The sequence below is a fragment of the Halomonas sp. SH5A2 genome (genome assembly GCF_014263395.1).
GTDB lineage: Bacteria > Pseudomonadota > Gammaproteobacteria > Pseudomonadales > Halomonadaceae > Vreelandella.
Genome location: NZ_CP058321.1, coordinates 1,970,868 through 1,993,553, shown reverse-complemented (window position 1 = coordinate 1,993,553; position 22,686 = coordinate 1,970,868). Strand labels below are relative to the sequence as shown.

The 22,686-nt window shown below is 56.1% G+C and carries 19 protein-coding genes; 15 read left to right on the top strand and 4 right to left on the bottom strand.

Annotation, left to right across the window (positions count from 1 at the left end; genetic code table 11):
- Positions 1–26 precede the first annotated feature (26 nt).
- The 12 genes from HXW73_RS09280 to HXW73_RS09225 all read left to right on the top strand — a co-directional run bounded on the left by HXW73_RS09280 (position 27) and on the right by HXW73_RS09225 (position 13,769).
- Entirely contained in the window at positions 27–1,706 is a 1,680-nt protein-coding gene (locus tag HXW73_RS09280) for a glutamine--tRNA ligase/YqeY domain fusion protein (protein WP_186252854.1), read from the top strand.
- An 11-nt stretch (positions 1,707–1,717) separates the two neighbouring features.
- The gene (cysS, locus tag HXW73_RS09275; protein ID WP_186252853.1) at positions 1,718–3,124 is read left to right on the top strand and encodes a cysteine--tRNA ligase; all 1,407 of its coding nucleotides are present in this window, start codon (positions 1,718–1,720) and stop codon (positions 3,122–3,124) included.
- A gap of 116 nt (positions 3,125–3,240) precedes the next feature.
- On the top strand, positions 3,241–4,155 hold the full coding sequence (gene osmF, locus HXW73_RS09270; protein ID WP_186252852.1) for a glycine betaine ABC transporter substrate-binding protein OsmF: 915 nt from the start codon (positions 3,241–3,243) through the stop codon (positions 4,153–4,155).
- A gap of 2 nt (positions 4,156–4,157) precedes the next feature.
- The gene (locus tag HXW73_RS09265; RefSeq protein ID WP_186252851.1) at positions 4,158–5,375 is read left to right on the top strand and encodes an ABC transporter permease; all 1,218 of its coding nucleotides are present in this window, start codon (positions 4,158–4,160) and stop codon (positions 5,373–5,375) included.
- Complete coding sequence (locus HXW73_RS09260; protein WP_186252850.1) at positions 5,372–6,337, top strand: ABC transporter ATP-binding protein; 966 nt, start codon at positions 5,372–5,374, stop codon at positions 6,335–6,337. The genes HXW73_RS09265 and HXW73_RS09260 overlap by 4 nt, the downstream gene beginning before the upstream one ends.
- Positions 6,338–6,380: 43 nt before the next feature.
- The gene (locus HXW73_RS09255) at positions 6,381–7,103 is read left to right on the top strand and encodes an ABC transporter permease (protein WP_186255976.1); all 723 of its coding nucleotides are present in this window, start codon (positions 6,381–6,383) and stop codon (positions 7,101–7,103) included.
- Positions 7,104–7,237: 134 nt separating this feature from the next.
- Positions 7,238–8,440, top strand: a complete 1,203-nt coding sequence (locus tag HXW73_RS09250) for a thiamine pyrophosphate-dependent dehydrogenase E1 component subunit alpha (protein ID WP_186252849.1) — start codon at positions 7,238–7,240, stop codon at positions 8,438–8,440.
- A gap of 1 nt (position 8,441) precedes the next feature.
- Positions 8,442–9,419, top strand: a complete 978-nt coding sequence (locus HXW73_RS09245; protein WP_186252848.1) for an alpha-ketoacid dehydrogenase subunit beta — start codon at positions 8,442–8,444, stop codon at positions 9,417–9,419.
- 18 nt (positions 9,420–9,437) lie between these two features.
- On the top strand, positions 9,438–10,685 hold the full coding sequence (locus tag HXW73_RS09240; protein ID WP_186252847.1) for a 2-oxo acid dehydrogenase subunit E2: 1,248 nt from the start codon (positions 9,438–9,440) through the stop codon (positions 10,683–10,685).
- 12 nt (positions 10,686–10,697) lie between these two features.
- Entirely contained in the window at positions 10,698–12,545 is a 1,848-nt protein-coding gene (locus HXW73_RS09235) for a protein kinase domain-containing protein (RefSeq protein ID WP_186252846.1), read from the top strand.
- A 146-nt stretch (positions 12,546–12,691) separates the two neighbouring features.
- Entirely contained in the window at positions 12,692–13,282 is a 591-nt protein-coding gene (locus tag HXW73_RS09230; RefSeq protein ID WP_186252845.1) for a class I SAM-dependent methyltransferase, read from the top strand.
- On the top strand, positions 13,275–13,769 hold the full coding sequence (locus tag HXW73_RS09225; protein WP_186252844.1) for a DUF2062 domain-containing protein: 495 nt from the start codon (positions 13,275–13,277) through the stop codon (positions 13,767–13,769). Before HXW73_RS09230 ends, HXW73_RS09225 begins: the two co-directional genes overlap by 8 nt.
- 40 nt (positions 13,770–13,809) lie before the next feature.
- Here HXW73_RS09225 and HXW73_RS09220 read toward each other — a convergent pair whose 3' ends face one another.
- The gene (locus HXW73_RS09220) at positions 13,810–15,513 is read right to left on the bottom strand and encodes a SulP family inorganic anion transporter (RefSeq protein ID WP_186252843.1); all 1,704 of its coding nucleotides are present in this window, start codon (positions 15,511–15,513) and stop codon (positions 13,810–13,812) included.
- A gap of 246 nt (positions 15,514–15,759) precedes the next feature.
- Here HXW73_RS09220 and HXW73_RS09215 point away from each other — a divergent pair, with 246 nt between their 5' ends.
- Entirely contained in the window at positions 15,760–17,412 is a 1,653-nt protein-coding gene (locus HXW73_RS09215; protein WP_186252842.1) for a methyl-accepting chemotaxis protein, read from the top strand.
- Here the strand turns inward: HXW73_RS09215 and rarD are convergent.
- Entirely contained in the window at positions 17,383–18,291 is a 909-nt protein-coding gene (gene rarD, locus HXW73_RS09210) for an EamA family transporter RarD (protein WP_186252841.1), read from the bottom strand. The two genes, HXW73_RS09215 and rarD, sit on opposite strands and share 30 nt — an antisense overlap.
- 72 nt (positions 18,292–18,363) lie before the next feature.
- On the opposite strand from rarD, the gene HXW73_RS09205 reads away from it, so the two are divergent.
- Both HXW73_RS09205 and HXW73_RS09200 read left to right on the top strand, forming a co-directional pair.
- Positions 18,364–19,179 carry an amidohydrolase gene (locus tag HXW73_RS09205; protein ID WP_186252840.1) on the top strand — a complete coding sequence of 272 codons (816 nt, stop codon included), beginning with the start codon at positions 18,364–18,366 and terminating at the stop codon, positions 19,177–19,179.
- Positions 19,179–19,883: a pseudouridine synthase gene (locus tag HXW73_RS09200; protein WP_186252839.1), complete on the top strand. Its 705-nt coding sequence runs from the start codon at positions 19,179–19,181 to the stop codon at positions 19,881–19,883. Before HXW73_RS09205 ends, HXW73_RS09200 begins: the two co-directional genes overlap by 1 nt.
- Positions 19,884–20,025: 142 nt before the next feature.
- Here the strand turns inward: HXW73_RS09200 and HXW73_RS09195 are convergent, their stop codons facing one another.
- Positions 20,026–21,618, bottom strand: coding sequence for an ABC transporter ATP-binding protein (locus tag HXW73_RS09195; protein ID WP_186252838.1), 1,593 nt, complete (start codon positions 21,616–21,618; stop codon positions 20,026–20,028).
- Positions 21,611–22,684 (bottom strand): ABC transporter permease, encoded by a 1,074-nt coding sequence (locus tag HXW73_RS09190; RefSeq protein WP_186252837.1) that lies wholly within the window; start codon positions 22,682–22,684, stop codon positions 21,611–21,613. Before HXW73_RS09190 ends, HXW73_RS09195 begins: the two co-directional genes overlap by 8 nt.
- Positions 22,685–22,686: the final 2 nt, after the last annotated feature.

Below are 22,686 nucleotides of genomic sequence, written 5' to 3'. Positions count from 1 at the left end.
TCCACCACGAGGTTATCAACACCACCATGACCAACGAGACCACCCCAGCGCCGAACTTCATTCGCAACCAAGTACGCGACGAAATCGAGGGCGGCAAGGTCACTAAGATTGTGACGCGCTTTCCCCCGGAGCCCAATGGCTTCCTGCACATCGGCCATGCAAAGTCGATCTGCCTGAACTTTGGGTTGGCGGAACAGATGGGTGGTGAGTGTCATTTACGCTTTGACGACACCAACCCTGCCAAAGAAGAGCAGGCCTATATTGACGCGATTAAAGAGGATGTCAGCTGGCTGGGCTTCGAGTGGGCAGGGCCGGTGCGTTTCGCTTCTGACTACTTCGATCAGTTGTACACCTGGGCGCAACACCTGATTCGCGAAGATAAAGCGTATGTTGATGATCTGACGCCTGACCAGATTCGCGAATACCGCGGCACGCTAACTGAAGCGGGTCAGCCAAGTCCATACCGTGAGCGTAGCGTAGAGGAGAATCTTGACCTTCTCGAACGTATGCGCACGGGAGAGTTTGCTGAGGGCGAAAAGGTGCTGCGTGCCAAAATAGACATGGCATCGCCTAATATTAATTTGCGCGACCCGATTCTGTATCGAATCCGTCATGCCAGCCACCATCAAACCGGCGATAAGTGGAAAATCTATCCGTCTTACGATTTTACCCATGGCCAATCTGACGCCATCGAAGGCGTTACCCACTCTATTTGCACGTTAGAGTTCGAAGACCATCGGCCGCTTTACGAGTGGTTCCTGAATCATTTGCCGGTGCCAGCCAAACCCCGTCAGATCGAGTTTGCCCGGTTAAACCTGAACTACACGCTGACGTCGAAGCGTAAGCTTAAAATGCTGGTAGACGAGCAGATCGTCGATGGCTGGGATGACCCGCGTATGCCGACCATCTCGGGCATGCGTCGCCGCGGCTACACACCGGCCGCCATTCGCAAGTTCTGCGAGATGATTGGCGTCACCCGTGCTGATGGCGGCCTGGTGGATATCGCCATGCTGACCCACGCGATTCGTTCGGACCTTGAAGATAATGCGCCGCGCGCGATGTGCGTGTTGAAGCCGCTGAAAGTGGTGCTGACCAACGTGCCTGACGACCATGAGGAAGTATATGAAGTGGCCGGACACCCGGCGCGCGACGACATGCCGACGCGGAAAGTGCCGCTAACCCGTGAGATCTACATCGACCAGAATGATTTCATGGAAGATGCGCCGAAAAAATTCTTCCGCCTGTCGCCGGGCAAGGAAGTCCGCCTGCGCAATAGCTATGTTATCTGCTGCGATGAGGTCATCAAAGATGACGCAGGGGAAGTGACCGAACTGCGCTGCTCGGTGGATTTTGACACCCTAGGCAAAAACCCTGAGGGTCGAAAAGTGAAAGGGGTCATTCACTGGGTCAGCGTCGACCATGGTATCCCATTGGAAGTGCGTCTCTATGATAATTTGTTCATGGTAGAACAGCCTGATCGGGATAAAGATGTCGACTTTTTGGATCATTTGAACCCTGAGTCACTGACGGTTTGCCAAGCCATTGGCGAGCCCAGCCTGGCAGATGCAGGGCCTGAAGCACGCTTTCAGTTCGAGCGAGTAGGGTATTTCTGTGCTGATCGGCATGTGTCGACGCCAAACCACCTGGTGTTCAATCGTACCGTGGGGCTCAAGGACAGCTGGGCGAAAATCAAACAGAAAGGTTAAGGAATCGGCACATGCATATTTATAATACGCTGACACGTCGCAAAGAGCCTTTTACCCCGCTGGTGGCGGGCAAGGTGAGTATGTATGTCTGCGGCATGACGGTGTATGACTATTGCCACCTTGGCCATGCCCGCGTCATGGTGGCGTTCGATGTCATTACGCGCTACTTGCGGGAGCGTGGCTATGAGGTCAAATATGTGCGCAATATCACCGATATTGACGACAAGATCCTCAAGCGCGCCGATGAAAACGACGAGAGTATCACGGCGCTGACCGAGCGCATGATTGTGGCGATGCACGAAGACGAGGCGCGCCTCAACGTATTGCCGCCCAGCCATGAACCCAAGGCGACCGGGCATGTCGGCGATATTATCGCCATGATCGAGACGCTGATTGAAAAAGGCTTTGCTTATGCGGCCGACAACGGCGATGTGTATTACCGTGTTCGCCGATTTGCGGATTACGGAAAGCTGAATAATCGCCAACTGGATGACATGCGTGCAGGCAGCCGCGTTGACGTAGACGTTCATAAAGAGGACCCGCTGGATTTTGTTCTGTGGAAGGCGGCCAAACCCGGCGAGGCCAGTTGGTCATCTCCCTGGGGAGACGGACGCCCAGGCTGGCATATTGAATGTTCGGCAATGTCGACGTGCTGCCTGGGTGATACCTTCGATATTCATGGTGGTGGCCCCGACCTGACCTTCCCTCACCACGAAAATGAAATCGCGCAGTCTGAAGCGGCCACCGGCAAAACCTATGTGAATACCTGGATGCACGCGGGTGCCGTCCGTGTTGACCAGGAAAAGATGTCAAAGTCGCTGGGTAACTTCTTCACGATTCGTGAAGTGCTGGCAGAGCACGACCCGGAAGTGGTCCGCTATCTGCTGGTCGCCAGCCACTATCGCAGTGCGATTAACTACTCACTGGATTCGCTTTCAGAAGCCAGAAAGTCATTGACGCGGTTTTACACGGCGCTGGAAGGCGTGGATGTCGAATTCCCAGCGCCGAGCGATCATCCGGCGGACACGATCTATCGCGAGCGCTTTACCGCAGCGATGGACGATGACTTCAATACCCCCGAAGCCTTGGCTGTTTTGTTTGACCTTGCACGTGATGTCAATCGCACTAAATCCGATGCGCCTGAAAAAGCTCAGGGCCTGGCTGTTGAATTGAAACAGATGGGCGGTGTGCTGGGGCTTCTCCAGCAATCGCCAGAGGCGTTTCTAAAAGGCTCGCAGCAACAAAACCTCGCGCTGAGCGAGTCGGCCATCAACGAAAAGATCGCCCAGCGTCAGGCCGCCAAAGCCAACAAGGATTTTGCTCAAGCTGATGCCATCCGCGACGAACTGGCGGCTCTGGGGATTATTCTTAAAGATTCCCGTGAAGGCACCACCTGGGTCGTTGAGTCTGCTTCGTGAGCAGGGCCAGGCGATGGCTAGCATGCGTTAGATAGCGCTGTGGGTTTGAAGGGCGTCTGACTTCAACGCACGACGGGCATATACTCCTACAAAACTCTGCCAAAAGGATGATGATAATGCGTTTTGCGACTAAATCGGCCATCGCCATCGGGTGTTTCACCCTGTTACCGCTATCATCGGTCAATGCCAACGATCCGGTGGTGGTCTCGTCAAAAATCGACACGGAAGGGTCGGTGCTGGGTGAGCTGATTATTCAGACGCTGGAGCGCCATGATATCCCGACGGAAAATCGCCTGCAGTTGGGCGGCACCAGTGTTGTACGCAGCGCTTTGCAAGCGGGAGAAATTGACCTTTACCCCGAATATACCGGTAACGGCGCCTTTTTCTTCGATATGGGCGACAGCGATGTATGGAACGACGCGGAACAGGCCTATGAAACTGTCCGTGAGCGCGATGCCGAGCAGGGGCTGGTGTGGCTAAGCCCGGCGAGTGCTAATAATACCTGGGCCATGAGCGTACGAAAGGAAATCGCACAGGCGAATGGTCTGGAGACGCTCGATGATCTGGCGGCTTATCTGGAAGAGGGGGGCGAGTTCAAGTTTGCGGCAAGCGCCGAATTTGTCGAATCCGAGCAGGCACTTCCCGCTTTTCAGCAAGCCTATGGGTTTGAACTCAGCGAAGACCAGCTGCTGGTGCTTTCTGGCGGTAACACCGCGGCCACCATGCGGGCAGCCGCCGAACAGACCAGTGGCGTCAATGCGGCGATGACGTACGGTACCGACGGTGGTTTAAATGCGCTGGGGCTCGTGGTGCTTGAAGATTCAAGGGGCGTTCAGCCTGTTTATCAACCGGCGCCTGTGGTGCGTGAGAGCGTGTTGGAAACGTATCCTGATATTGCGCCGTTGCTTGAAGACGTATTTAGCACGCTGGATATTGAAACGCTGCAAAAACTCAATGCTGACGTGGCGGTGAACGGCATGTCACCCGGTAATGTCGCCGGCGATTACCTCGACAGCCTGGATAATGACTGATAATGGCATTGTTGGATGCTTTACCAAGTCCACAAATGGCTTGGCGACAGTGGCGGCCCAATAGTGTTCTTGTCGTTCTCCTAAGCGTCTTGCTGGTGGCCGTTTGGCTGTTCGATGTCGTCAGCGTTTCTCCCAACCGGATCGTCAGCGGTCAGGGGGCTGGTCTGGTTGAAGCCTTCGGCTGGCTGGGGGCATTGCTGGTCAGCGGCGTCATTCTCACCCTCTTGCTGCTGTCCCTCCAGCCTAGCCGACAGAACTACCAGGTTGCTCTGGTAGGTGTCTGCCTATTACTTCTTCTGATGCCGTTTGGCTTGATGGTGGCCAGCGACCGGCTGGTCAGTAGTGATATGCTTCAGGCTCGCCTGAATATGGGGATGGCCTATTGGTTGATGCTGTCTCTATTACTCTTGTGCTGGATCGAGCTGCGCTTGCGTTTAACGCTGCCGCGGCGTTGGACCGTCCTGATGCTTCTGGGCGTCGCGATCGTCTGGGGGCTGTGCGCCATTTGGGCGCTTGAGGCGTTGGCCTTGGGGCAGGAGTTTCGCGCTCGGAGCGACGAATTCTGGCGTGCTTTGCGACAACATATAACGCTTGTGACTGTCTCGGTCGCTATCAGTATTGGACTGGGCCTATCGCTTGCCATGCTGATGCGCCGCTATGCAAACTTCCAGAAAGTCGCCTTCGGAGTACTCAATTTCCTGCAGACCATCCCCAGTATCGCTCTGTTCGGCTTAATGCTGGGCCCCTTGGCGTGGCTGGCGGCTCAGTGGCCGCTGTTGTCTCAACTGGGAGTCAGTGGCATTGGCTGGACACCCGCTTTGTTGGCGCTGGTCGCATACAGCCTGCTACCGATGGTGCGAAACACTTACATTGCCCTTGAGCAAGTCAGTCCTGAGACCTTGGAAGCGGCACGCGGAATGGGCATGCGCAATAGCCAGCGCTTCTGGCAGGTCCGTTTGCCACTTGCCTTGCCAGTGTTGCTTGAAGGGATAAGAATTACGGCGGTCCAAGCGATTGGCCTGACGGCGGTTGCCGCCTTGATTGGCGCGGGCGGTTTGGGGGCTTTTATTTTTCAGGGGCTGGGGCAGGCTGCGATGGATATGGTGTTACTGGGCGCGCTGCCCATTCTGATACTGGCGCTTATAGTAGACGCCGGACTGGGGGCCTTGTCTGATATCCTCCGGCCGAAAAATACCGTGCGGCCTGGAGAAGCCCAATGATAGAACTCGCCCACGTTTCGAAACGTTTTGACGGCGCTGTCGCAGTGGACGATATTTCGCTGCACATCGCAAAAGGCAAGTTTTGTGCGCTGGTGGGTACCTCGGGCTGCGGTAAGTCAACCACCTTACGTATGATTAATCGTCTGATTGAGCACAGCGAGGGCGACATCATACTGGATGGTCAGCCGATTGCCGCCTATGACCCGGTCAAGTTGCGGCGTCGTATCGGCTATGTGATTCAACACACGGGGCTATTTCCGCATTGGACGGTGGCTCGCAATATCGGCCTCGTTCCACGCCTGCTGAAATGGTCTGCCGCAGAGGTTCAGGCAAAAGTTGACGAACTGATGAACCTGCTGGGTTTGCCGAAAGATGAATTCGCCCATAAGTATCCCCACCAGCTGTCGGGCGGGCAGGCGCAGCGCGTGGGAGTGGCGCGAGCGTTGGCCGCCGATCCTGATATTTTACTAATGGATGAACCCTTTGGCGCGCTGGACCCGATTACCCGGGAAAAGCTTCAGGATGAACTTGCCAGGCTACAGGCAAAGATGCATAAGACGGTGGTGTTCGTCACCCACGATATGGATGAAGCGCTAAAGCTGGCGGATCATCTGGTAGTGATGCGCGAAGGCTATATTGTTCAGCAAGGCACGCCGCTGGCACTGCTTCATCATCCGCAGGACCCGTTTGTGGAATCGTTGCTCGGTGGGCTCGAGCGCGGACTAAAACAAGCGGCGTTAACCAGGATCAAGGACCACATGGCCCCAATGGGGCCAACGTTACCCGCGCAATCGCGGATTCCTGCCTCGTATTCCTTGCGCCAGGGGCTTTCCATGATGTTGCGTGACCACACGGATCGTCTCACCGTCGTTGACCAACACGACGTACCGGTGGGCGAACTCACGCTGCGCAAAATCGTCAAGGAAGCCCAGCCGGAACAAGGAAAAGTGCGTGAGTCATGATGCCTTGAGCCGTTCGCTGACGGCGCGCGGCGCTCACCAGGCGATGTGGCCGGCTATCTGGCTGGTGCTTTTAATGGTGTGTGTTTGGGGATTTCCTTACGCTGACGGTGTGCTGCGCGTAATAGAGCCGGATGCCAATCAGGTTGTCTATCAACGCGCGAGCCTTGCCTCACTGTTGGTGCAACACCTCCTTGTGGTCAGCGCGGCCGCCGTGATTACCGTAGCGGGTGGCGTGTTGGCGGCGATTGTCGTGACAAGGGAATGGGGGCGTAATTTTTTACCCCTGGTCGCGCAGGTCGCCTCACTGGGGCAGACCTTTCCCCCGGTGGCCGTGCTGGCGCTGGCGGTACCGGCATTAGGCTTTGGCACGCTGCCGATTATTGTGGCGCTGGTGCTGTACGGCACGCTACCCATCGTGCGAAATACGCTAGGCGGCTTACAGGACGTTGATAAAGAAGTTAAAAGCGCCTCCATTGCGATGGGCATGACGGGCTGGCAAACCCTTTGCCAGGTGGAGTTGCCGCTAGCAGCGCCGGTGATACTGGCCGGAATCCGGACCTCCATCACCATCAATATTTCGACAGCGGCGATCGGTGCCACCGTCGGCGCGAGCAATCTGGGTGACCCCATCATTGCCGGTATTGTGAATGGAAATATGGCTTATATCGTTCAGGGAGCGCTGACCATTGCGTTGCTGGCATTGACCGTCGATAGCCTGTTCGAGCGCCTTCAGGAAAGGCTGCGTTCACGCCTCTATACCGCTTAAGTCGAATCCCTAAAGTGTCTCAGCTGCGTTACTGTCGCAGGTGTTGCGTTGACCAATGCCAGATAAATCCACTGGCATAAAAGGTCATCACCGACAACACTGCCCTCAAAAGGGGTACGACAAGGACAATAATGATGACACAGTATGCACACCAGCCTGTCTTTCTGACGGGCGATGAATTCTCGATACCTACCTTCAGTTTGCTGAGCCCCGAGGGCGAACCCTACAGCGAAGGTGATGCCCCCACGCTTGAAAAAGATCATGCACGGCGTATTTACCATGCGATGCTGGCAACGCGTATCCTCGACGAGCGTATGTTGGCGGCTCAGCGTCAGGGGCGGCTGTCTTTCTACATGCAATGCACGGGCGAAGAAGCCGCCGTGGTAGGCGCTACGGCCGCTCTCGACGATGCCGATATGGTCATGGCGCAGTACCGCGAGCAGGGTGCCTTGATGTACCGCGGTTTTTCCATTGATGAATTCATGAACCAGCTGTTCGGCAATGAGCTAGATTACGGCAAAGGCCGTCAGATGCCGATTCACTATGGGTCGCGAAAGCTCCACTACATGACCATTTCATCGCCGCTTGCCACCCAGATTCCCCAGGCGACAGGCTATGCGTATGGCCAGAAAATGGCGGGCGATGGGCACTGTACCCTGACGTTCTTTGGGGAAGGGGCGGCCTCTGAAGGCGACTTCCATGCGGCGCTGAATATGGCTTCGGTCCATCAGGTTCCGGTGATATTTTTCTGCCGCAACAATGGCTACGCGATTTCGACACCGGCGGTAGAGCAGTTTGCCGCCGACGGTATCGCCCCTCGGGCTTTTGGTTATCACATGCATGTGATCCGTGTGGATGGCAACGACATATTGGCGGTTTATGAAGCCACGCGCCAAGCGCGCGAGATTGCCGTTGAACGCAACCAACCGGTGTTGATCGAGGCGATGACCTATCGGCTGGCCGCGCATTCCTCCTCCGATGACCCGTCGGGTTATCGCTCCAAAAACGAGGAAGAAGCCTGGCGCGTCAAAGACCCATTGCTGCGCATGCAAAAGTGGCTATTGGCCAAAGGCTGGTGGAGCGAAGACGAAGAGGCCAACGAGCAGGAAAGCCTGCGCCGTGAAGTGCTGGACACCATGAAGCGCGCCGAAAAGCGCTCGCCGCCCCCCCTGGAGTCCCTGATCAGCGATGTCTACGCCGATGTCACTCCGGCGTTGCAGCAACAGTTCGACCACCTCAAGCAGCATATCCGCCGTTACCCCGAGGCTTACCCGCGTGGAGCCAAGTCGTTAGACCTGAGTGTGAGTACGGATGCCGACTCCCAGGGGGGCGAATAAAATGCCGACAATGAATATGCTTCAGGCGATCAATAACGCCCTCGACATTGCCATGGCGGAAGACGAAAAAGTCATCTGTTTTGGCGAAGATGTAGGGATTTTTGGCGGTGTTTTTCGCGCCACCAGCCACCTGCAGGAAAAGTACGGCAAGGCCCGGTGTTTTAATACCCCCTTGGTTGAGCAGGGTATCATTGGTTTTGCCAACGGCTTGGCCGCTCAGGGATCGGTGCCGGTCGCTGAAATTCAGTTTGCCGATTATATTTTCCCCGCCTTCGATCAAATCGTTAACGAAACCGCTAAATTTCGCTATCGCTCGGGGGATCTGTTTAACGTCGGCGGCCTGACCATTCGGACACCCTACGGCGGTGGTATTGCCGGGGGGCTTTATCACTCGCAGTCGCCCGAGGCCTATTTTACCCATACCCCTGGGTTAAAGGTCGTGGTGCCCCGCAATCCTTATCAGGCCAAAGGACTATTACTGGCCTCCATCCGTGACCCGGACCCGGTGTTGTTTTTAGAGCCCAAGCGGCTTTATCGCGCGGCGGTCGGTGAGGTGCCGGAAGACGATTACCAGCTTCCTATTGGCGAGGCTGAGATCATCAAGGAAGGTAGCGACATTACCCTGGTCGGTTGGGGGGCGCAGATGGAAGTGATTGGTAAAGCGGTGGAGTTGGCCGAGGAGCAGGGCATTAACTGCGAGGTCATCGACCTGCGCTCGCTATTGCCCTGGGATGCAGATACGGTCGCCGAATCCGTTCTCAAGACCGGTCGTTTGGTGGTCAGCCATGAAGCGCCGTTGACCGGTGGCTTCGCCGGTGAAATTGCCGCGACGATTCAGTCGCGTTGTTTTCTCTACCTGGAATCGCCCATTGCACGGGTGACCGGGCTGGATACGCCTTTCCCGCTGGTGCTGGAAAAAGAGTATCTACCCGACCATCTGAAAATCTTTGAAGCGATTCGTGAAAGCGTTAATTTTTGACGCCTGAGGAGAACAACAATGAGCGATTTTATGTTGCCGGATATCGGCGAAGGTATCGTCGAGTGTGAAGTGGTTGAATGGCGCGTCGCTGAAGGCGATCGGATTGAAGAAGACCAGCCTATTGTCGAGGTCATGACCGACAAGGCGCTGGTGGAAATTACCGCCCATGAAGCAGGCGTGGTTACCAAACTGTATGTCGACCAGGGACAAATCGCCAAGGTTCATGCGCCTCTTTATGCCTACCAGGCTGACGGTGAAGACGCAGGTGAGGCAAAGGCATTGAGCGATAGCTCAGAAGAGTCGTCGTCCAGTCAGCCCCCTGCCGCTGAAAAACAGGCGGAGACTCAGCCGTCGCCCTCAACGCCAGCGGTTGTTACCCACGGAAAAGTGCCTGCCAGCCCCGCCGTCAGGCGGCTGGTCAGAGAGCATCAGTTGCAGCTCACGGATATTGCGGGAAGCGGCAAAGACGGCCGAGTCCTCAAAGAGGACGTCCTGGCGCATCTTGATCAACCTGCAGAGACCGCCTCGATGCCTTCCCGGGAGACTCGAGGGAGTGGCGAAGTGAGCCGAGTCGAGCCACTGCGGGGCATGCGGGCGATGATGGCCAAGCGCATGGCGGAATCGGCCAGCACGATCCCGCATTTTCATTACGGTGAGGAGATAGACGTGACGCAGCTTCTCGCCATGCGGGAACGCTTGAAGCCGTTGGCAGAGGCCCAGGGCGAGCGCTTGACGATGATGCCGTTCTTCATGAAAGCGATGGCACTGGCGATCGCCGACACACCGATTATCAATGCTCAGCTCAATCAAGCCGGCAACGAGCTGCACTACTATTCCCAGTGTAATATCGGCATGGCCGTGGACAGCAAGGCCGGGTTGCTGGTGCCGAATATCAAAGGTGTCGAGCGATTAACGCTGCTGGAGATTGCCAGGGAAGTCGGGCGTTTAACCCATGCGGCCAGAGAAGGGCGGGTTGATCAGGCGGATCTCAAGGGCGGCACCATCAGCATTTCCAATATAGGCGCGCTGGGCGGCACCTACGCGGCACCGATCATTAACGCGCCGGAAGCGGCGATTGTCGCGATAGGTAAAACCCAGTGGCTGCCGCGTTTTGATGATCAGGGCGCAGTTCAGCGGCGTGCGATCATGACGATTACCTGGGCGGGGGATCACCGCTTTATCGACGGGGGGACGATCGCGCGCTTCTGTAATACCTGGAAGGGCTTTCTGGAAGCCCCGGATACCATGCTGCTCCATCTGGGATAACGCAGGCAACCCATGGCTCAGGCACCGCTTCAGCAGTTTTATATACCCGAGGAGCAGTCGGTATACCTGCTGAGCCACCACGATGCCCGCAAGCTCAAGGACTGGGTGGCGCTGTGCCAGGCACAGCTCTCTCAGTTGGGCTACCAGGACATCGAACTGATCGGTAAAGGGGCCTATGGTTTCGTATTTGCCGGTAGTGCGCCGACTCAGGGGGCGACGACGCATTACGTTTTCAAGTTCTCGCGCATTACCCTGCCCATTCACCTCCAGGAGCGCCTCGAAGAAGAGGCGTTTATGCTGGAGCAGGTATCGCACCCGCTCATTCCCAGATTGATTACCTACCAGCGCTCGCGAGGGCAGTCGATACTGGTCATGGAGCGCGCGCCCGGCTTGAATCTTGAACAGGTATCGCTCAAGGAAGGTCGCCTGTCGCCCCGTCTTATCATGCGCATCGCCGCGCAGCTGGCCGATATCCTTATGGCGTTGCGCAGAGAGTCGGGTCCCAAGGCGCGGCCTGTGGTCCACGGTGATATCAAACCCTCCAACCTGGTCTTTGACCCTGCTGACGAGTCCATCGCGCTGATCGATTGGGGCTCATCCGTCTTTGCCCAGCTCGATGCCCAGCTGCAGTTCGTCGGTGCCAATGTGATGGAGTTGATGTCGGATAACCTGCAACAGACCAATGCACGACTGGGCGACGTCTACTTTATCAGCGAGGAACAGTTAAACGGGGCGCTTTCGTCGCCACGCTTTGACGAGCAGGGCGTGGCGGGCACCTTGTATGCCCTGGCATCTGCGCAGTCGTGCCGCTTTGGTCATCGCGCGATTCCTGCCAGTTCGCTGGGGCTTCCCATGGAGTTTGCCCGAACGCTGGACGCCATGCTCGACCCCGATCCTCACACGCGGCGTAAAGCCGGCGACTATTTCTTGCGCGCCATGCCACGGATGGCTCGCGTCGTGATGCTCGACCTGCCGGGTAGCGTTCAATCACCGCTGGTGCCGGTATGGGGGCGTCCGGCTGAGCAGGAAATTGACACCGTGGTGTACAGTTCACGTAAGGCGTTTCTACGTGAAGTCAATGCCCCTGAAACGCTCAACGACGTTAACGATGTTCAACTGGACCGCTATTACAAACAGTTCATGCAGGGCATGGGGGAAACCGAAAAAGCCTTTCTGGCCTCGGTGAGTCGCCTGGGCAAGTACCCGGTTGTGGGAGGTCTGGCGGTGCGCTGGGAGCGCGACGGCGTGTATATCGATTCGTCGTTGAACCTGCACGACCCGGCATTAAAGCCTGCGTTTATCGAAGCGGTCAATAACATGGTGCACCTGGCGCGGGCGATCCATCGCCAAGGGGTGTTCAAGAGCTGTCTGTTTAACGCCCGCCAAACGTTGCACCTGGAGCGTGGTTCAGCATCGGAGCCTTTTGATTGTGAACCCGGCATGGAGATCAGCTATGAAATGAGTGCCGTTCCGGAGCTTGAGGATCGTACCCGTCAGCATAGCTATTTCGAAGATGGCCCAGACCCGGAGGAGCTATTAGCATTGCCAGCGTCGATCATGCAGGTGCTCAAACAGCTTAACGAGATTCATCACACCGGCATGATCATTTTTGAAGCGTTGCCCAAGCATCTCAAGATTCATAGCTACTATCGCCTTCTCGATCCTTCCAGGGAGGAGGAATTTCGTGCGTTGTTGGAGAAAATGCTCGCATCTGTCAGCGAGATCGAAGGTCTGGGGGTCTCCGGGTTCATGAAAATGCCTTACAAAGATACCCGCTACTTTACGCACCTTGAAAGCCAGCCCGAACGATATTATCCGCGTGATCCCAGACAGTTTGTGCGAAATGCGCGATTCCAGTAGTCTTATCCCCGCTATGATCTCCTATTACTTGAAAACCCTCTCATTATTGTCGATCAACGTTTACATGAATGATTTGTGAACGGCACGGTCACAAGACGGTAAATCAACAGTGGGTAGAATGCTCAAACGCGTCAGGAGTTAGTTCTATGTCACCAAGTTGGTTGTTTTTACGACATTTCATGCGCTCACCTGTATCGATTGGCAGCATCATGCCTAGCTCCCGCTATCTGGTTGCCGCCATGGTTCATCGCGTGGATTGGCAGCAGGCTAATGTGGTCATGGAACTGGGGGCCGGTACAGGCGTGATTACTCAAGAAATCAACGACCTGCGACGTCGTGACTCCATTTTTTTGTCTTTTGAGTATGAGGATTCGATGCGCGGCGATCTGACACATCGTTTCCCTGATGTTGGTTTCTATAAAGACGCCTTCCTGCTCAAGGAGAAAATAGCGGATTTGCCGAGTGGCGAGGGGGCAGACTGCATCATTTCGGGGTTGCCATTCGCTAATTTCTCCCCTCAGCAGCGCGATCAGCTGCTTGCCGATATTCACCAGGTGCTGAACCCTGGTGGGCTATTTGTGGCGTTCCAGTATACACGTCAGCTTCAGCCGTTCCTGGTATCGTCTTTTGATGAATTCAATAGCCAGAAAGTGTGGGCTAATATTCCTCCTGCGTTTGTTTATTTGTGCCGTAAGGCGCCTTTGAAAGCCAACGATTCAGGAGCGCCACATGCTTGACCGGTTAAGGCGCCTAGCAAAATCAAAGATGCGGCGCTGGTTGAGAGAGAATCCGAGATCGCTGAGGAGGTTGAGGCAGTTTCGTTGTTTCAGTATGGACCCTGAAGCGGTGAGCCGTGGTTTTGCGATTGGGCTGTTTTTTGGGCTGACGCCAACAGTCGGTTTCCAGACCTTAATGTTGTTGCCCAGTTGCCTTATTCTGCGCGGCAACTTTGCATTGGCCTTTATGGCCACCTGGGTGAGCAATCCATTGACCATGGTTCCGCTATATTGGGCATTTGGTAAGCTCGGGGGGGTGTTTATCTCAGGATCGATATTGTCACCCGCCACCGCCGCGGCATGGCCAGCGCTTCAGTTCGTGACCGCAGGTACACTGAAAATGCTGGTGGGTAGTTTATTGATCGCAGGCCCTTTAGCGATCCTGGCCTATTTTATTGTTTACCGGCTAGTCACGCTGGATATTGATTATCGCGGCGGTGCTCATTGACGCTGTTTTCAATAGGCGTTGTTCCAATGACAGGTCAGAGCTAGCTGGAAAACTCCCGCCATGCGGCGTAAGTGCTGAGGAATACGCGGCCGGTGAGAGCATCAAGAAAGTCACTCTTCTTGAGCTGATCCATCACAGGGCCTTTTACCTCCGAAAGGTGCAGCTTGACGTTTGAATCTTTGAGGCGAGCATTGATGGCGTCTAGGCTTTCCAGTGCCGATGCATCAATCAGGTTAACGGCTGAGCAAATCAATACCACGTGCTCCAGTTCGGGGCGGCTGGCCACCAAGTTATATAGCGTATCTTCCAGATAGCGCGCATTGGCGAAGTAAAGGCTTTCATCAATACGCAGTAGTGCGACACGGCTGACGGTTTCGACATCGTGACGGGTAATGTTGCGAAAGTGTTCGGTGCCGGGAACGCGCCCGACAAGCGCGCTGTGCGGGCGACTGGTGCGATAGAGATAAAGCGCAATAGATAGGGTGACACCCCCCAGAATACCCGCCTCGATTCCCTCGACAAGCGTCAGGATAATGGTTAGCGCCATGGCCGAAAAATCGCTGCGCGAATAGCGCCATGTCTGGCGCAGCATGGGGATATCCACCAGGGTCAGGATAGACACGGTAATCGTCGCTGCCAGAGTGGCGATCGGCAGATAGTACAGCCAGCCAGTAAACGCCATCGTCACCAGGGCAATACCCAACGCGGCAAAGGCGCCAGCAGCTGGCGTCTGAGCGCCCGCGTCGAAGTTAATCACCGTACGCGACAGGCCGCCGGTCACTGGCATGCCATGAGTGACGGCTGCGGCCAGGTTGGTTGCGCCCAGGCCGATCAACTCCTGATTGGGGGAAATGCGCTGGCGCCGTTTGGCCGCCAGCATCTGCCCCATCGAGACGGATTCAACAAATCCCACCAGGCTAATCAGCAGCGCGGGAATAAACAGCGCCTGCCATAAGGATGTGCTGGCCCAGGGCAAGCTGAAAGCCGGGAGCCCCGCCGGCACGTCGCCGACAACAATCACGCCCTGATCAGTGAGCCCCCAGTGCCAGGTTGCAAGCGTCGTGGCAGCTACGGCCATAACCGGTCCTGCCTTGGCGACCAGGTCGGCGACGCTATTGGGCAGCCCCAGGCGCTTGAGTGTCGATTTTCCATGTCGACGGAGCCAGACTAGAAACACCAGCGTGCCAATACCCAAAAGGCAGGTGGGCAGGTTGAGGGCATCAAGGTTGGGGATGAGCGTCATCAAGCGCTCAACCAGGGTAAACCCGCTGCTCTCGATGCCCAGTAGGCTGCCGAGCTGGCTAACGGCAATCAGAATCCCCGAAGCCGTTAAAAATCCAGAAATGACCGGGTGGCTCAAGAAATTGCTGAAAAAGCCCATTTTCAGCAGCCCCATGGCGACCAGCATGACCCCTGACAGCATCGACAGCACCAACGCGGCTTCCAGGTAGGCATCAGTACCGGGGGTGGCAACCGATGAAAGGGCGGCCCCGGTCATCAGTGCAATAATTGCCACAGGGCCCACGGCCAGGGTGCGGCTGGTACCAAACAGGGTATATACCAGCTGTGGTAAAATGCTGGCGTACAGGCCCACCACGGCCGGCAGGCCGGCGAGCAGTGCATAAGCAAGCGACTGCGGGATGACCATGACGGTTACAATCAAACCGGCAAGTAAATCCGCTCCCAGTAACCGTTTATGGTAGTAAGGCAGCCAGGACAGAATGGGCAAGTAGCGCTTTAGCATGGGCTCCCGGGGCGATCCGCCTCAAATCATCTGATTGATAAGCTACGTCACAGCTTAACGCGAATGTAGTTCAATATATTAACAAGTTATAAGACAAATTACGGCACCCAGCGGTAATTTCAGCCACCGACCAAGTTCTTCCCCCAAAGTGTTACTTATTTAGTTCGTATTAATGGGTAAGCTTGATGATAAGCCTAATTAAGGGCTTGGGGCCTCATTACCACGTTAATAACAAGAGTACTGACTATGCGTGTCATTCGGTGGGCGGTTCCCATAGTGCTATTGGCACTGGCGGGGTGGCTGGTGTCTTACAGCACCCTGGGGGGATATGTAGCGGTGGGGTTGGCGGCGCTTGCGGGTGCGCTGAGTGTCTTGATGGCTTGGGGGACAATCTATCAGGCCGATCAGCAGGCGTTGGAGGGTAAGCGCCCTGCCAACCGGCTAATGGCAGATTATGCGTCGCTACGTGCCATGGCGTTTCGGTTGATGAAACGCGCCAGCAGCACGGCCATCGCTTCAGCAGAGGTTTCGCACTACGCAGACTTGATGGATCAGCGTCTCAGTAAACAGGAAAGAATGGCACGCGAATCGTCAGCGAGCATGGGCGCAATCAACACGGCTATCATGCAGGTCAGCGCCAGTGCCTCCCAGGTGGCTTCGCTTGCCGAGAGTGCCCGCGAAGCCAGCCATCACAATCAGGAAGCGCTGACCGATATCATTCAGGAGATGAGCGAAGTGTCTGAACAGTCCCAGCAGGCGCTGGAGATGCTGACTTCGCTTAACGACAAGATCGAGCGTGTGCGCAACGTCACATCAATGATTGAAGACATTGCTGAACAAACGCATCTGTTATCGCTCAATGCCTCCATTGAGGCCGCACGGGCAGGCGAGCATGGCCGCGGATTTGCTGTCGTGGCCGGCGAGGTTCGCAACCTGGCACACAAGACCTCGACGGCCACCCAAAGCGTGGATGAGCTCGTCAAGGATATGCATCAAAGCGGGCAAAACGTGGTGTCATCGATGGGTAGCCTGATGAGCCGAATCAGCCACCGGTCGGCTGACATGCAGCATGTGGGTACCAGTCTGGGCACCATTACCCAGGAGTTTGACCAGGTTCAAAGTGAAATCAGCAGCGTCGCGCAAGCCATTGATAATACACGTCAGCATAGCCAAACCGTGGCCGATACATTGCATGAGCTGGAAGCAGACGTTGATGAAGGCAACCGCGATATGCACGACCTGGCGAATCAGGCTCGCGCCCTGATGGAAGCGGCTGAAGGTGTCGATGGCGAGCTGGCGCAACAGCGTCTCAACGGCCGTCATCAGCAGGTTTTTCATGCAGCTCGGCAAGCCGCCGACCGGCTGGGTAAACTCTTTGAGAATGCCCTTAAGCGCGGTGAATTAAGCGAAGCTGCATTGTTTCAGCCAAGTTATCAGCAGATCCCCGATACCCGGCCACCGCTATACCGTACGTCCTTTGACGATTTTACCGATAAACACCTGCCCGATATTCAGGAACCGCTTCTGACCCAGTTTGAATTGAGCTACGCGATTACCTGCGATAAGAAAGGCTACGTACCCACCCACAATCAGGCTGTGAGCCGTGCGCCTACTGGCGACTACGATCACGACTTAAAATTCTGCCGCAGCAAGCGGATATTCGACGACCCGACTGGGCGTCGGTGCGGTGCTCATGAAAAGCCCTTGCTGCTGCAAACCTACAAACGAGATACGGGCGAGATCATGCATGATCTTTCAGTGCCTATCTATATTAATGGACGACACTGGGGCGGCTTCCGTATCGGCTATCAGCCTGAGCGTGAATCTGCCTCTCAGGCGCTGCCCCATCAAGACAATGTGCCCGCGACGCTACCTGGCCGACAGCTGGCCGGGACGTGATTGCCAGGCAGACCATGAGTACAGCGCCAGCCCTGTCCAAATCATGATAAACGTCACCAGCTGGATCGGGCTGAGGGGCTCTCCAAAAACAGCCAAGGCGATTAAAAACTGGATACTGGGGTTGATGTACATCAGAAACCCCAGCGTCGCGAGGCGCAAACGCCTGGCAGCGCCCGCAAACGCCATGAGCGGGAGGGCAGTAATGACACCACTGGCGATCAACAGGGCCGTTGTCTGGTTGTCGCTTAAAAAGTGTGATGTCCCTTGCCAACTGAGGCTGGCCAATGCGATCAGCGCAATGGGGAATAACAACAGTGTTTCAACAAAAAGCCCAGAAAGACCATCAAGCGGTACCTGTTTGCGAAACAGGCCATAACTCCCAAAGCTCAGTGCCAGCAGTAGGCTGATCCATGGCAACTCCCCCAGCATGAAAAATTGAATAGCAATTGCCAGGCTGGCCAGCCCCAGCGCCACCAGCTGCAGCCGTGCCATCACTTCACGAAGAACCAGCATACCCAGCGCCACATTGACGAGCGGCGTTAAAAAATAACCTAAACTGGCCTGTAACACCTGGTGGGTTTCCACCGCGTAAATGTACATCCCCCAATTGAACGCAATCAGCAGAGCGCAGGCGAGAACGCGGCCGAGACGCCTGGGCTCCACCAGGGCGGCGACGACGGGCGGCCAGCGACGCAGTAGGGTAATGAGACCCACCAAGAACAGGCACGACCACAGAATGCGATGAATCAATATTTCGAGGGCCGGAACGCCATCAAACAGCGCAAAAAAAAGTGGGAAGCATCCCCACATGGTATAGGCCGTCAAACCAAAGGTGACCCCTTTGACGGCTTCAGGATCGCGTGGTGGAGTGGGAAGCATAGCAGCCTCATAATTTAAAAATGTTAATCTAACACAAACGCGACAACGTGAGCGGCGTAAAGGAGTGATTCGATGAGCCAACTCAGAACCAGCCTGGTGCAGTGCGATCTGCGCTGGGAAAACCCTGAAGCCAACCACGCCCACCTCGAGCAACTGCTGGGTGATCTTGATAACCGGGAAACTGATCTGATTGTACTGCCCGAAATGTTTGCCACCGGGTTTACGATGAACTCCCGTGAGATGGCCCAGCCCATGGATGAAAGCCAAAGTGTTGCCTGGATGAGGGATCAGGCACGGTCACGCCAGTGCGTCATGACCGGCAGTGTGGCTATTCAGCAAGAGGGAGAGTTCTACAACCGGTTAATCTGGGCCATGCCGGATGGGCAACTGACCTACTACGACAAGCGACATCTGTTCCGCATGGCCGGTGAACATGAGCGTTACGACATGGGCGAGCGTCGTGAAATTGTCGAATTGAACGGTTTCAAGATACTGCTTACGGTCTGCTACGACTTGAGATTTCCGGTTTGGCTTCGCCAGCAACCGACACAAGGCGAGCATTTCGAGTATGATGCGCTGCTGTGCGTGGCCAACTGGCCCGCACCTCGCCGTCAACCTTGGCGTACCTTGCTGCAGGCCCGGGCGATTGAAAACCTGACCTACGTGATTGGTGTTAATCGCGTGGGCGAAGATGCCAAAGGCCTGGCGTACAGTGGCGACTCCATGCTGGTTGATTTCAAAGGCGAGCCACTTATCGACCATTCAGCGCATACGCCGTTTGTAGAAACGGGATGCCTCAATAAAACGGATCTAGATGCTTTTCGTGACAAATTTCCTGCCTGGCAAGATGCCGATCGCTTTTCATTACTGCCAGGAGTCGGCCAATAATGCGTCTTGACCGCTTTTTAAGTGAAACGACGCCGTTAACGCGCAGCCTGGCAAAGCGCGCGCTAAAAAACGGTGAGGTTACCTTGAACGGCGAGCCGATCAAGCAGGCAGCAACGCACATCGACACGCAAGAGGACGTGGTGGTGCTTAACGGCGCGCGTCTGGCGCTGGTGGGGCTACGTTATATCATGCTGCACAAGCCTGCCGACGTGGAGTGTACCGCCAAACGAGGGCTTTACCCGAGGGTTATCGACCTGATTGACCTCCCCAAAGTGGAACGTTTACAACCAGTCGGACGTCTTGATGTTGATACCACTGGCCTGTTGCTACTGACCGACGATGGACAATGGTCGCACCGTGTGACGTCACCGCGCCACCGCTGCGCCAAGGTGTATGTCGCCGAGCTTGCCGAACCCATGGAAGGTGACGTGGCCGAGTGGGCCATCAAGCAGGTGGCAGAAGGCATCATGCTTGATGGTGAAGAAACCCCGACCCAGCCAGCCACGCTGCGGTTTGTATCACCGCGCCAAGCCGAATTGACCATCACGGAAGGCCGTTATCACCAGGTCAAGCGCATGTTTGTGGCCCTGGGCAACCACGTTGAGGCACTACATCGACGTTCCATCGGCGATGTTGTATTGACCGATGACTTGGCCCCGGGTGAATGGCGCGAGCTGACAGCCGCGGAAATCGCCAGTTTTTAATCTATCCATGACGTAACCCCCTGAGCTTGCTGACAGCCAGTTTAGCTCAGGGCCTTTCAATAGTTACTTCCATTTTATACCGTTATCTTCCGTCTTCGGACAGCATAATCTAACCTCTGAGCGACCGGAAAATCGCAAAAGGTTAGCCCGAAAAATCCTTAAGATAGGCTGCTGCAATAAGCGCTTGGGTATAAGGATGCTGAGGGGAGGCCAGTATATCCAGGCAGGGGCCTTGCTCAACGACGTCGCCGTTCTTGAGAACCATAATGCGGTGGGCCATGGCGCGTACCACGGCTAGATCATGGCTGATAAACAGATAGCTTAGCTGGCGCCGCGCCTGCAGATCCCGAAGCAATGTTACCAGCTGTTTTTGAACGGTGCGATCAAGGGCTGATGTCGGCTCGTCCAGCACCAGCAGCTCAGGCTCCAGAATGATGGCCCGCGCGACGGCGATCCGCTGGCGCTGACCGCCGGAAAATTCGTGCGGGTACCGCGCCGCACAGCTTTCCGGCAAGCCGACTTCTCTAAGCGTTTGATGGACGCGTTCAGTGACTTCCGTAGCGGACAGGTGAGGGTGGTGAAAGCGCAACCCTTCACTGACGATATCGAATACCGGCATACGTGGTGACAATGCCCCATAAGGGTCCTGGAACACCATCTGTAGGCGGTGTCGCTGGCGGCGCAAGTCGTTACCCGTCAGCTTGCTCAAGGGGGCATCACCCAGGGTGATATCGCCTTGGCTGGTCACCATTCGCATGATGGCCGAGGCGAGGGTGGTTTTACCCGAGCCTGATTCACCGACAATACCCAGGGTTTCGCCCGGCGCGATAGTCAGGTCGGTGGCCTTGACCGCTTCAAAGGCAGGCGGCTGACGCTTGAATAATCCGGGTTTGGGGCGTTTAAAGCTTACGCTCAACTGTCTAACAGTCAGTAACGGTGGACGCTCGGAAGCAGGCGATGGTCTGCCTTCCGGCTCGGCGGCGAGCAGGCGCTGGGTATAATCACTTTGTGGCCGCTCAAAAACCTGCTCGACGGGGCCAGACTCCTGGATTTTACCCTGATACATGACGCATACACGGTCTGCATGACGGCGGACCAGATTAAGGTCGTGGCTAATCAGCAGCAGCCCCATGCCGTGCTGGTCGCGCAGCTCTTTCAGCAGCGCCAGGATTTCCTGCTGAACGGTGACATCCAGCGCTGTGGTGGGCTCGTCGGCGATCAACAGCGAGGGGTTATTGGCAATGGCCATTGCGATCATTACCCGTTGACGCTGCCCACCGGATAGCTGGTGGGGCCAGGCGTCGAGCAACTCCTCGGCGCGGGGCAATTTGACTTGTTCCAGCAGGGTTTTGGCCCTTGCTCGGGCAGCTTTTCCACGCAGCCCCTGATGCAGGCGAAGGGATTCGCCAATCTGTTTGCCGACCCGGTGCAGTGGGTTGAGCGATGTCATGGGTTCCTGGAAGACAACGCCCACCGTATTGCCGCGCAGCCCGTTCCACTCTGCCTTGCCAAGCGAGTTAAGCCGCGTACCGTTCAGGCGACGTTCACCGCTTACCTTGGCGTTGGCTGGCAGCAGGTTCATCAACCCCAAGGCAGATACTGATTTACCCGAGCCGGATTCGCCCACAATGGCCAGCGTCTCGCCTGCGTGTAGCTCCAAACTCAGTGACTCGACAACGGTACTGCCATCAAAGGCGATGGTCAGGTTGTCGACGCAAAGTAGCGGCTCAGGCATGGGGCGTTTCCTTAGCGGGCGTTGGTTGCTGCTGAACGTGGCGAGGGTCAAAGGCGTCACGTAGACCTTCGCCGATAAACACCAGCAGCGAAAGCATAATGGCAAGGGTCATAAAGGCGGTGATGCCCAGCCAGGGCGCGTGCAGGTTGTTTTTTCCCTGGGCGGCAAGCTCGCCTAGCGAAGGCGCCCCAGGGGGGAGCCCAAAACCCAGAAAGTCCAGCGCGGTCAAGGTGCCAATCGCCCCGGTAAACAGGAAAGGGATGAATGTCAAGGTGGCGACCATGGCATTGGGTAGCACATGGCGCCACATGATCAGCCGCGATGGCAGCCCCATGGCCTTGGCCGCGCGCACGTACTCCAGGTTACGTGCGCGCAGGAATTCGGCGCGCACGATGTCCACCAGTCCAAGCCATGAAAACAGCAGCATGATGCCCAGCAACCACCAGAAGCCGGGCTGCACGAAGCTGGCCAGAATGATCAGCAGGAATAGCACAGGGAGCCCTGACCATATTTCGGTAATGCGCTGGCCGACCAGGTCCGTCTTGCCGCCAAAATAGCCCTGCACACCCCCCGCGAGAACGCCTAACACTAATGATCCTGCCGTTAATACCAGGGCAAACGCGACCGACAGACGAAAACCGTAAATCACGCGTGCAAGCACATCCCGCCCCTGGTCATCAGTGCCCAGCCAGTGGCGCCCATCGGGCGGGGCAGGGGACGGACGCGTCATTTGCATATCCAGGGTTTGGTAAGAGAACGGAATCAGCGGCCATAACGCCCAGCCGTTGTCCTCGATTTGCTGCTGGACAAAGGGGTCCAGGTAATCGGTTCGTGTAGGCAAGAAGCCGTCAAATTCCGTTTCGGGGTAGTCCACCAGTAGCGGAACATACCACTGACCGTCGTATTGCATGATGATCGGTTTATCGTTGGCGATCAGTTCGGCAAACAGACTCAGCACAAACACGACACCAAACACCCATAGGGATACCCAGGCGCGTCGGTTCGACCTGAAAGCAGCAAAACGGCGCCGGGTAATGGGTGAAAATCGAGACGTAGAAGCAGTCATGA